An 11,554-nucleotide genomic window follows, 5' to 3' on the forward strand; every position below is an offset into this window, starting at 1 on the left:
CCCGCCATCTGGCGGGCGCACCCACATGTGTCTTGAGGTGAGGGAGGCGGTCAGGCCTCGTCACGCACGCCCTGGGTAGCCGCAGGCCGCGAGACGTTACGACGCGCGGCTAGACCGCCGGATTTCCTCGGTTGCAGCCCCATGGTTCCTCACCAATGTCGCATGCAATTCCCTCACGACTATTTCAAACATTGAAATCGCATCGTTGGAATTGCAACGTTTGTGGGGCCTGTCGAAAACTGACCGTGTTAAATTACCTGCGACTTTTGGGAGGGGAGCCGAGGAAGGGGCCGGGCGTAGACAACGCGGCCGGACAAGCAACGCGGCCGGGCATGCAACGCGGCCGGGCATGCAACGCGGCCGGGCACACAGCGCGCGCCCGGCCGCGAGATGGCAGGATCAGAAGTCCCAGTCCTCGTCCTCGGTGTCCACGACCTCGCCCATCACGTAGGACGAGCCGGAACCCGAGAAGAAGTCGTGGTTCTCGTCCGCGTTGGGGCTCAGGGCCGCCAGGATCGCGGGGTTCACGTCGGTCGCGTCGTGCGGGAACAGGGCCTCGTAACCCAGGTTCATGAGCGCCTTGTTCGCGTTGTAACGCAGGAACTTCTTGACGTCCTCGGTCAGGCCGAGCGGATCGTACAGGTCCTCCGTGTACTGCTCCTCGTTCTCGTAGAGCTCGTACAGCAGCGAGTACGTGTAGTCGCGCAGGTCGTCCTGGCGTTCCTGGCTCGACTCGTTCACGGCCAGCTGGTACTTGTAGCCGATGTAGTAGCCGTGGACGGCCTCGTCGCGGATGATGAGGCGGATCAGGTCGGCCGTGTTCGTGAGCTTGGCGTGCGAGCTCCAGTACATGGGCGCGTAGAAGCCCGAGTAGAACAGGAAGGACTCGAGCATCGTCGAGGCGACCTTGCGCTTCTCCGGGTCGTTGCCGTCGTAGTAGGACTTGACGATCTCGGCCTTCTTCTGCAGGGCCGCGTTCTCGTTCGACCAGCGGAAGGACTCGTTGATTTCCTCCGTGGACAGCAGGGTCGAGAAGATCGACGAGTAGGACTTGGCGTGCACCGACTCCATGAACGCGATGTTCGTGTAGACGGCCTCCTCGTGCGGGGTGCGCGCGTCCGGGATCAGCGACACTGCGCCGACCGTGCCCTGGAGCGTGTCGAGGAGGGTCAGGCCCGTGAATACGCGGTTCGTCATGAGCTGCTCGTCCTTGGTGAGGGTCTTCCAGCTCGGCAGGTCGTTGGAGAGCGGAATCTTCTCAGGCAGCCAGAAGTTACCCGTCAGGCGATCCCAGACCTCGAGGTCCTTGTCGTCTTGGATCTTGTTCCAGTTGATGGCCTCGAACACGGGCTCGGTCGCCATGGGGGCTCCTCTATGTGCGGTGTCGGACGGACGAGGCCGGGGCGGCCTCGCGTGCTCTCACCAGGATACCCGTGGGTCGCGTCTGTCGTGGTCGCGGGCTCGCCGGTGTCTCGTGGACGAGGTCACCTCGGGCGCGTGCGAAGGAGCGCCCGCCCGACGGTATCGTCGAGGCGAGCGCTCCCCTGTTGTCTCTGTCGGCGAGAGTGCGATCAGACGTATCCGAGCCAACGGCCGGAAGGTGCGAACTGGGATGTTCGGCCATCAGTGGTGGCCGTGCCGACCGCCATGTGTCCGCTGACGGGGTCAAGCCAGTACCATGCGCCACCCGACTGGATCCAGCCTGTGAGCATCATCCCGCTGCCGTCGAGCCAATACCAGTTGCCGCCGTCTTGGATCCAGCCGCCCGAGCGCATTGCTCCGCTGCCAGACAGGAGGAACCACCCGGTGCCGTCGTTCACCCATCCGGTGCGCATCTGGGCGCTGCCGGGAGTCATGTAATACCAGGAGCCGCGATCGAGCAGCCAGCCTTCCGCAGCCTTGCCGCTGTCGCTCAGGTAGTACCAGGAACCCCAGATGTTACGCCAGCCGCCGGCGTCCATGCGCCCACTCGAGGGGTCCATCCAGTACCAGCCGGTACCATCGTGGATCCACGCCTGCCCCATCGCGCCGTTGGCCTGCATGTAGTACCAGGAGCCTCCGTCCTGGAGCCAGCCTGTCGCCACAGCGCCGGAGGCGGTGAGGTAGTACCAGGTGCCGCCGATGTAATGCCATCCGCCGCTGAGCATGTGGCCGGAGCCGTCCACCCAGTATGACTTGTCGCCGTCGTGGACCCATGTGTTCACAGCCATGGTGGACGTGGCGTCCATCCAGTACCAGTTGCCTTTGTCGAACACCCAGCCGTTCTCGACGGCAGATACGGAACCGTTGAAGTAGTGCCAGCCGTCGTAGAAGCCCTTCCACCATCCACGCGTCGCAGCGAGTTTTCCGTTGTGGAACCAGTAGGTGTGGGGCGTGGTCGATGCGAATGTGTGCCCCATTCCGACGTTCATGTAGGGGTGGGTGATCCCGCCGGGGGTGAAGGTGCCGATGAGGGCGGGGATGCCGGCGTTACGCATCGAGTACGCCTCGAACCACTCGTAGCGGCCCTTCAGCGCGGGCAGGCCAAGGCGATCCGGGGTGTGGAACTCGTACCCCGTGTTCATGACGAGCGACGGGGAGAGCGCGTTCAGGAAACTCTCACTGTTGGAGCTTGAGAGGCCGTGGTGACCGGCTTTCAGCCAGTCCACGTGACCGACTATTCCAGCGACGTAGTCTTCCTTACCCTCGCCACTCTCGAGGTCGGCAGACAGGTAGGCGCTGTGTCCGTGAGCGGTGATCTTTGCCGTGTAGCTGATGAGGTTCGTGTTCGTGAGCTTGCCGGGGTGCGCGTATTCCTCGTCGGGAGACAGGGGGATGATCTGGATGAGCATGTCGCCCATCTGGATGAGGTCGCCTTGTCCGGGCTTGACGTGCTGGTTGAAGGTTGCCCCGTACGCGCCCTGAGCCCACGTTGCCGCGGCTACGAGGTCGTCGTAGACCTTCTGGTTGTCCCACAGCGGGTTCACTTCATCGCTGACCGAGTAGGAATCGTCGTAGACGGGCGTGTAGATGTGCTTGGGATGGTACCTGTGGATCAGAGTGTCAGCCCAGCCGATATGGTCGGAGTGCGGGTGAGTGCCGATGAAGAAGTCGAGGTTGGAGGAGTTGATGCCCAGACTGTCGAGGTAGGGGCGCACCTGGTCTTCCTGTCCCCATGTCGCGATGTTTGCTCGCCATGGGTATCGGGGGTCTGACCCGTCTGGGTAGTCGTTGTCGTCGCCTGCGTCCACGATTCCGAAGTGGCCGTTCGACTCGACGACGATGCAGTCGGCGCCCGAGAGGGACAGGATGTGCACCTCGTCGTTGCCGATGCTCCCGTCAGGGCGCGTGGTGACCAGGGGTGGGGTCTGCGTCGAAGGGGCTGACGGAGCGGACGAGGTGGGCGGCTGCGGGGCGGGGCGCGCTGCCCGGGCGTCCTCCTCGGCCTGTTGGGCGTCAGCTGTTTGGCGATCTTCGTCGGACACGGGTGGGTTAGTGGGGGCCGTGATGGACGTGTCCTCAGAAGAAACGTTTTCCTGTGATGGTGCTGCGAACGTCGCGGCAGGGGCTAGCGTCAGGGATATGGCGACGGCAAGCCCGGCCTCGACGGTGCGGAAGTGCTTCATTGCTCAGCGATCTTTTCTGGGTTAATGAGAAACTATTGTGCTGTTCCCCAGCCTAGAGGGTGTGGTGTTAAATTGCCACCTAATGATTACGTAACAATGTGAAGTGTGCAACATGGCGTCTTGAGTGTGGGAAGCGGAGAGGGACGTTGGAGGTCGGCGGACCGCGGGGTGATGCGGTTGCGCCTGAGGCCATAGCGCGGGCGGTTTACTGCGAGAAGGAGGCCGGTCGCAGGCCGTGGACGAGGTCACCATGGGCGCGAGTGGGGCGGTATCGTATGCGCCATGACGATGCCCACTTTCGCCGACGTTGACGCGGCGCTCGCCAAGCGCGACTACCGTGCGGCTCTGGACATGCTGGAGTCCATGGAGGTCGTCGGCGAGGATGCGTGCTACCGCCGCGACATTCAGGCAGCTGCCTGCGCTGACCGCCTCGGCCTGTATCCCCTGTGCGAGGAGTACGCGACGCGCGCACGCGCCTACGGGGACGACATGGCCGCGCCCTTCGCGCTCATCGCCCGTGCCCAGCGCCGCCAAGGCCTCGTCGCTGATGCCGAGGCCGTGGCATCGGCCGGCATGCGCCTGCATCCCCAATCCCCTGAGATCGCGCGCGAACTGACCCTTTGCCTCGTCGAGTTGGGGCGCTGCGAGGAGGCGCTGTCCGTCTCGCAGGTCGCCACCGACGGATTTCCCGACGACGTTGAGCTCCTCATGGCCTACGGACGCCTGTGGGAACCCGTGGACCCGGACGCTGCGCAGTGGGCGTTCGGTCGCGCCAAGGCGAACGCCCCGGACCTGGCCGAGGCGAAGTTCGCATACGACTCCCTGGCCCATCCCCTTAAGGGGGCCGGGCGCTCCTCGTACGCTATCGAAATGCAACCGGCCGTCGCGACGGCCTACCGGGGGATGCTCAAGCGCGTGACCTTCGTGCTCGATAAGGCGTGGATATTCGCGATCGTCGGCGGATTCGGGTCCGGTCTGGGCTATCTCTTCACCCTGCGCTACATGACGGATGAGCGCGCGCTCCTCTTCTTCCTCCTGTACGCCGCGTCGGCGCTGAGCGGATACGCGTTCGCGTTCCTCCAGATCGCGCTGTTCAACCGCACATTGCCGCGCGGCGTGCGCCTGACCTTTACACGCCTGCGCAAGCGATTCCCCGACCTGGGAAGCTCCGTCATGGACTTCATTCGCATGATCGTGCTGGCTGGACTCATTCTTTTCGTTCTGATGGCGCTGACGCGGTGATTCATTCGGTCGGTTAAAATCTCGATCACTCTGTGCCCATGCTTATATCCTGACCATCGAAAACGTGTCAAACTAGGCGCCTGACAGTTGCGTTGTAAGGCGCGGATAATCAACAGACAGCGCTATTGTGAGGGTGTGACCCATCAGCCCTTAGAATTCGCCGCACCGCCCAGGCCCTACCGCCTGGGGAATGACCAATTGCGTCGCTATAACCGCGTGCGCTCCGGGCAAAAGAAGCAGGGCCGCATCAACATTGCCATCGATGTCGTCACCGTCCTCCTCATCATCTCCGTGAGCGCGATCGTCGCCGTCGTCGAAATGTCCTCCATGCCCGAGCCAACCATTGAAGCGCTCGCCGCTGTGGCCCTGGCCCTCATCCTCGGAGGAGGCCTCATTCTCCTCGCGCTCCTCGCCGCACTCATCGTCGTCGCGCGCCGGTGGCATCGTGAATGGGACTGCAACGAGGACCTCGTCATCTTCTCCGACTCTCACGCCGCCCTGCGCGCCGCCCGGCGCGACGGCGCCATCATGACCGCCTGCGCGCGCATGCAGCTCGCCTGGTTTATCGGATTCCTCGCCGTCGGCGCCATCGCCCTCGCCACCGAATCTGCCCTCCTGGCGGCCCTCGTCTCCCTGCCGCTCGCGATGGGCCTCGTCAATTCCTGGCGCTCCTGCCAAGCCCTGCGCAGGATCACCGCGCGCACCCTCTAATGTCATCCGTGCGCGCGATTTGTTTGCGCGCGCATAGACCCAGAAGCCTGCCAGCCGGTAGGCTTATCGCATGACGAATCCTCTCATCGACTCCCTCGCGTCGATCATCGAACAGCAACCCGAGGACCATGCCCTGCGCGAGCATCTCGCCGAACTCCTGATCGCCGAGGGGAGGGGCGTCGAAGCCGTCTCCCACCTGGCCGTTGTCCTGGCCGTCGACCCGCACAACGAGCGAGCCGCAGCCCTCATGCGCAGCGCCCTCGGCGTGCCCGAGGCCCCCGCCCCGTCTGCGCCTACTGTCGACGAGGCTGAGCCTGCCGCGCCCGCAACAGACGAGGATCGGGTGTTGCCTGAGGCGGCCTTCGCCGGCGAGGTCCCGGTGCCACCCGAGGCGCCCGAGGCCTCGGCCCCGGCCGTAGACAGGTCGACTGCCGCTGAATCTGAGCCCGCGGCCCCCGCCTCGTACGAGGTCGAGACCGTCCCCGCCCCCGAGGCTCCCGCTCCGTCTGCGCCCGCCGCCCCCGCCTCGGACGAGGCAGGCATTCCCGCGATCGTGACGATTCATCCCGCGGCCTTCCCGCAGACGGCCGAGAAAGGGAACAACGAGGGAGGCGCGTCGACAGGCGAGGCCGGAGATGGGCAGGATGACCCCGCTTCCGCCGACGGCGCCGATCCGGAAAACTTCGACTGGAAGAGTGCCGAGAAGCAGGTCGGCGGGCCCGCGCCGGCATTTGTGAAGGTGGGAGCAACCGACGGCGAAGTCGAAATCGACGACAAACCCCAAGGTGACGCGTGGGACGTTGAGACAGTGACGGCAACGCTGGCCGACGTCGGCGGTATGCAGTCCGTCAAGGACCGCCTCACCATGGCCTTCCTGGCCCCCCTGCGCAACCCGGAAATCCGCAAGCTCTACGGTAAGAGCCTCAGCGGTGGCCTGCTGCTCTACGGTCCTCCCGGATGCGGCAAGACCTACATAGCCCGCGCTCTCGCCGGCGAGGTCGGTGCCGCGTTCATGAACGTCAGGATCAGTGACGTCCTTGGCCACTACATCGGTGACTCCGAGAACAATCTCCACGATGTCTTCGAGACCGCGCGCGCCTGCGCCCCCGTCGTCCTTTTCCTTGACGAAATCGACGCGGTCGGCATGAGGCGATCGCCGTCGTCTGCTTCCTACATGCGACCGGTCACCAACCAGCTCCTCATGGAACTGGACGGCATCGGAGCCGACAACGAAGGCGTCTTCATCCTGGCTGCCACCAACACTCCGTGGGACGTGGACCCCGCGCTGCGCAGGCCCGGACGCTTCGACCGCTGCGTCGCCGTCCTACCCCCCGACGGACCCGCCCGCCAGGCAGTTCTCTACCACCACCTCAAGTCGCGCCCCGTCGAAGGCATCGACATGGGATACCTGGTCCAGCACACCGATGGATTCACCGGCGCCGACCTGGCTCACCTGGTCGACAGCGCCGTCGAATACGCGATGATGGACTCCGTGCGCACAGGCAATGTGCGCATGGTGACCATGCAGGACTTCTTGAGGGCGCTGGCGCAGATTCGGCCCAGTGCGGGACCCTGGTTCGTCACCGCCCGCAACATCGTCGAATACGGCAATCGAGACGGCCAATACGACGACCTCGCCGAATACATGAAGGCAAACAACCTGATGTGAGGAGGTGGGCGGCGCACTCGCGCTGCCCACCCCTCGCCGTTCGCTACCGATACCGAGGAGGACCGATGTCTCCCGAGGAGATCTCCAAGCGGATCAATCACGCCCAGGCCTTGATCGACATCAAGCGCCCCGAACGAGCCATCGAAAAACTCGTCACGATCCCTCAGGACGACCCCGAGGTCTCAGCGCGAGTGAACTGTCTCCTCGCCCACGCTCACCTCACAAATCACGAGCCTGAGAAGGCCTATGCGTGCGCTCGGCGAGCCGTCGAAGCCTCCCCCAACAACCCCAGCGCGCTGTACTGGCTGAGCTACTTGGAGGGGGACCGCAAGCTCGCCCTCGAACACGCCACGCGCCTCGTCGAACTCGCGCCAGAACAAGGTTTCAGCCACACCATGAGGGCCCACGCCCTCGCGCGCAACTTCCAGTGGGAGGAGGCGCTGCGCGAGGCGCGGGAAGGCGCGCGTCTCGACCCCGAAGACCCCTTTGCGCTCAACACCCTCGGCCGACTGCTCGCCCGGGACGACGAACAAGCGGCACTCGACGTCTACCAACGCGTCCTCTCACTCGACCCAAACAACGAGGCCGCCCGCGAAGCGATCGCGGACATACAAGAAGTCGACCGCACCGACGCCACCAGCCGCCTCTACCGCGACCTCCTCGCGGAGAACCCCAACGAGAAAACATACGAGAATAAGCTCCACTGGCTGGTGTTCAAGCCGCTCTTCTACCTCTGCCTGGGCCTGACGATCACCTATGTGATCGGCTGGTCGATCGCAGGCCTCGTCTACGTGTTCGGCAGTCGCGACGCGGCGATCATCGTCGGACTGGTATGGTCCGCGTTGATTCCCCTGCGCGGCATGGACAGCGCAGTGCGCAGACACCTCTCACAGGTCGCCGCCGGACAGGGCAAGACGCGCCGCGAGGTCGTGGACCTGACGTTCAAGCGCCGACCCGTCGGTGCGACGATAGCGACGATCTCGCTCGCGCTCCTCGTCGTCACCCCCGTGGCATTCGCGGTGCTGCGGTACTTTGTCCCCGCGTCCTCGTGGTGGACGGCCGTGGGCGTGCCCATCCTCGTCATGGCCTGCGGGTGGATCGGCGCCGCCATCGCCCGCTACATGGTTTTCAGACGCGAACGCTAACAGCGGGTGGCGCGTGGGCGGCGGCTCGCGCGTGGACGGTTGGTAGCGCGCAGTCGGTGCGCGCCGCCTCAGTCCTTCGAGAGCCTGCCTCGCACAGCCCCCGCGCCGAACGTCAGCACCGTCAACGCGGCCTCCAAACCGCCCAGGGCCAGCCCCTGCCTCGTATGGGCAAAACGAGCGCCCTGCGCGCGGCGACGCTCACCGCGGCGGAACAGCCAACGCTCCACCCCGACCGTGATCATCGCCGAACCCAGCGCTGCGCCCGCGAGAACCGCCAACTCGGCCGGATCCGCCTCCGTCACGCCCTCCAGCGGATCCTCGCCCGCCACGGGTGAGGACTTCGAGCAATCCACATCCTCGTCGTCGTAGGGCGGAAGCTCCGCGCCCTCCGGCAGCTGCGCCACCATCGACCAGCCGAGCACCCCCAGCAAACCCGCCTTCACGAGGCCGCGCAACGGGCGCGAGCGTACGTAATCCGGCAGGGCGTACCACGCGACAGTCGCGCCCACGCCCGCCGCGAACCCCGCGACCCGAGTCGGGTCCATCGAGCCGGCGCACGGACAAGAACAGGTAGATGAGGCGCTCATGGCCAGTCCTTTCGATCAGGCTTCGTGGATCAGTCCGCGAGCAGGTCCAGCAGGTGAGAGACGACCTTCCCGCCCGAATAGGCGGAACCGTCGTGCTGGTACTCGTTCGTGATGTAGTGCCGGGCACCGATCAGGTTGCCCGTGTCCAGGGACAGCTCGCGCGGCACGAACATGTCGTCGTAGTACACGGCCGCCGCGACCGGCACCGTGTTCTCGGCCAACACGTCCGGCAGGTACACGGGGGTCGCCTCCGTCGTCGACGCGAGGATCTCCGCCGCGCCCTTCAGCGGAGCCAAGCCCGGATCCTCGTCGAACACGCGGCGCATGAAATGCTCGCCCGTCAGGTAGAAAGGCTCGCTCTCATCCAGCGGGTTCGCGTCCTTCACGAAGCCCGGGATCTCCTCGGCCAGGCGATCCGCCGCCCAACCCGTCGCCGTGCCCACCAGTTCCGGTGTCGCGCACGCGTAGATGTACTCCTGGAACACTCCGTAAATCGGCGCGACGTCCACCTGCGAGCCGATCGCCGCCAGGAACTGCGATGAGAGGCGGCGCTCGCCTCGAACCGACGTCCACGGGCCCTCGAGCAGGTAGTGCAGCTGATCCGTGTTGCTCTGGCCGCCCAGCATCATGCCGATCATGCGCAGGCGCGCGGGGGAGAGGCGCTCACCCGTCGGAAGCGTCTCCTCCGTGTCCGCCAAGTGCGCGCACAGCTCACGCACCGTGCGCTCATCGCCCGGGTGGCGTTGGAAGTACGTGCGGTTGCGCGCCGCCGTGCGCTCATACGTCAGGCGGTAGATCTCATCCACATGGACGAGGCCGGGAAGGCCTCCCGTGATCAAGCTGGCCTTCAGGCCCTGGGGAGCCAGCGACAGGTACGAGGTCGTGATAAAGCCGCCGAAAGACTGGCCGAGCGTCGTCCACGGGTCATCCCCGCACAGCTCGCGCCGCAACGCCTCCGCGTCGTACACGATCTGGTCCTGGCGGAAGTGGCGCAGGTACGCGGCTTTCTCCTCGTCCGTGTCCAAGTGGGAGAGCGCCTGAGCGTCCATGCGGGTCGACTGGCCTGTGCCTCGTTGATCCAGGAGCACCACGCGGTAATCCTGCAGGAGACGATTCATCCATCCGCCGGTAAACGTGCCGAAGCGCGGGCTCGGGTAGCCGGGTCCGCCCTGCAGGAACACCGCGTAGGGCGCATCCTCGCGGCCCTTACGCACGACCTCGCGCGCGAAAACCTGGATTGTCGGATTGTCCTCGCCGGTCGGACGCAGATGATCCAGCGGGACGTCCAGACGGTGCTCGTAAACGGTGTGGCCATGGTGCAGGTACGACTCTGTGTGCATGGACACAATGGTAGCGGTTTTGGGGCGGTGCCGTTGTGGCCGTGGCTGTTCTGGGTGCTGTTTGGCCCGGCTGTGGGGCCGTGCTGCTTGGTGTGCCTGTGGGCGGTGGCCCGCCCGATTGATGGTGTTGCGTGTGGCCCCACGGCCCCACGGGTGTTCCGGGTGCCGTCGGGCCCGGCCGCCCGCGAGATCGCCACACGCGAGCTTCGCTCGGAGTGGTCGATCTCGAAGCCCGCCCGTGCCCTCCGGACCCTCCGGCACCCTCCACACCAGTGGCACCTGTGGTGCTGTGACTAGTCCGGCCAGGCCCCGCCGCCTCCCACGGGCGCCACAGCCCGGCGCCACGCCTCGAAGCACCACTAGGCCCCGCCACCGCCCATAGGCACCGCAGCCTGGTCCTCCGGACCCTCCGGCGCCCTTTACTCCAGTGGGGCCTGGTTGCTGGTTCGGCGCGTCGTCTTCTTGTCCGGCCAGGCCCCGCCGCCTCCCACGGGCGCCGCAGCCTGGCCATCGGGTTCCTCCGGCGCCCGAAATACCAGTGACGGTGGGGGTTTTGCACTACACGAAGCCTGCTGGCGGCGTGTCGTCGGCGTGTCGGATGCTCATGTAGTGCAATTCCCCCCGTTTGGTGGCGTCGCCAGTCACGGGTATCGTGTCTGGGCACTGTCGACCGGGCGGCCCGGGGTGTCTGAAACCGTCATCGTCTTTGCGGGTGAGCAGTGGTGCTGGTGGTTTCAACGTCGCCGCGTTGTCGCGCCTCGAGCGCGACATTTTTCGCCCTGCTCGGCCCGATGTGGGTGTGAGCGCGAAAAAGTTCTCCCTGCGTCGCTGGTAGATCGTGAAAGCGCGAAATAGTTCGCCCTGTGTCGCTGTTTCAGCGCGAATGCGCGAAAAAGTTCGCCCTGCGCGCTCAAATTGGGCCGAAATTGGCGTTTTATGGCCCGCTGGGCGAGTTTTTTCGCGGAAGAGCTGCTGGAGGGGCCGTGCCGGGCGAATTTTGTCGCGCCAATTGGCCCTGCGCCGGTCTTGGATGCGATGCGGTGCACTTCAGGCTGGTGGCGGTGGGGGGTTTGCAGCATTAGGGGCGCTCTGACGGCGTGTAGTAGCTCTTATGATGCAATTCCCCCCGATTGGTGGCGGTGAGGCCGCGCTATTTGATGTGCGCCCAGCAATTTCGCAGGTCAAGTCCTGTGGAGTGGTGTAATCGTTTTGTGTCCTTCGGGGTGGGTTATGCGCTGAGTTGGAGTGTGGGTTC

The 11,554-nt window shown here is 65.2% G+C and carries 8 protein-coding genes; 4 read left to right on the forward strand and 4 right to left on the reverse strand.

The genetic code is table 11. The features are described 5' to 3' along the window. Positions 1–399: 399 nt before the first annotated feature. Complete coding sequence (gene nrdF / locus QP415_RS10410) at positions 400–1,362, reverse strand: class 1b ribonucleoside-diphosphate reductase subunit beta (protein ID WP_016460763.1); 963 nt, start codon at positions 1,360–1,362, stop codon at positions 400–402. Between the two features lie 209 nt (positions 1,363–1,571). Beyond that, positions 1,572–3,605: an MBL fold metallo-hydrolase gene (locus QP415_RS10415; protein ID WP_285099974.1), complete on the reverse strand. Its 2,034-nt coding sequence runs from the start codon at positions 3,603–3,605 to the stop codon at positions 1,572–1,574. 282 nt (positions 3,606–3,887) lie between these two features. On the opposite strand from QP415_RS10415, the gene QP415_RS10420 reads away from it, so the two are divergent. The 4 genes from QP415_RS10420 to QP415_RS10435 all read left to right on the forward strand — a co-directional run bounded on the left by QP415_RS10420 (position 3,888) and on the right by QP415_RS10435 (position 8,372). Then, positions 3,888–4,847 (forward strand): hypothetical protein, encoded by a 960-nt coding sequence (locus QP415_RS10420; protein ID WP_285099975.1) that lies wholly within the window; start codon positions 3,888–3,890, stop codon positions 4,845–4,847. Positions 4,848–5,045: 198 nt separating this feature from the next. Then, positions 5,046–5,558, forward strand: a complete 513-nt coding sequence (locus QP415_RS10425) for a hypothetical protein (protein WP_016460771.1) — start codon at positions 5,046–5,048, stop codon at positions 5,556–5,558. Between the two features lie 70 nt (positions 5,559–5,628). After that, entirely contained in the window at positions 5,629–7,227 is a 1,599-nt protein-coding gene (locus QP415_RS10430) for an ATP-binding protein (protein WP_285099976.1), read from the forward strand. Positions 7,228–7,292: 65 nt separating this feature from the next. Next, positions 7,293–8,372 carry a tetratricopeptide repeat protein gene (locus QP415_RS10435; protein WP_048677654.1) on the forward strand — a complete coding sequence of 360 codons (1,080 nt, stop codon included), beginning with the start codon at positions 7,293–7,295 and terminating at the stop codon, positions 8,370–8,372. A gap of 68 nt (positions 8,373–8,440) precedes the next feature. On the opposite strand, the gene QP415_RS10440 is transcribed toward QP415_RS10435, so the two are convergent. Then, the gene (locus tag QP415_RS10440) at positions 8,441–8,959 is read right to left on the reverse strand and encodes a peptidase S9 (protein WP_285099977.1); all 519 of its coding nucleotides are present in this window, start codon (positions 8,957–8,959) and stop codon (positions 8,441–8,443) included. Positions 8,960–8,988: 29 nt separating this feature from the next. Beyond that, positions 8,989–10,299: an alpha/beta fold hydrolase gene (locus QP415_RS10445; RefSeq protein ID WP_285099978.1), complete on the reverse strand. Its 1,311-nt coding sequence runs from the start codon at positions 10,297–10,299 to the stop codon at positions 8,989–8,991. Positions 10,300–11,554 lie beyond the last annotated feature (1,255 nt).

The organism is Pauljensenia sp. UMB3104 (assembly GCF_030217285.1).
Classification (GTDB): domain Bacteria; phylum Actinomycetota; class Actinomycetes; order Actinomycetales; family Actinomycetaceae; genus Pauljensenia.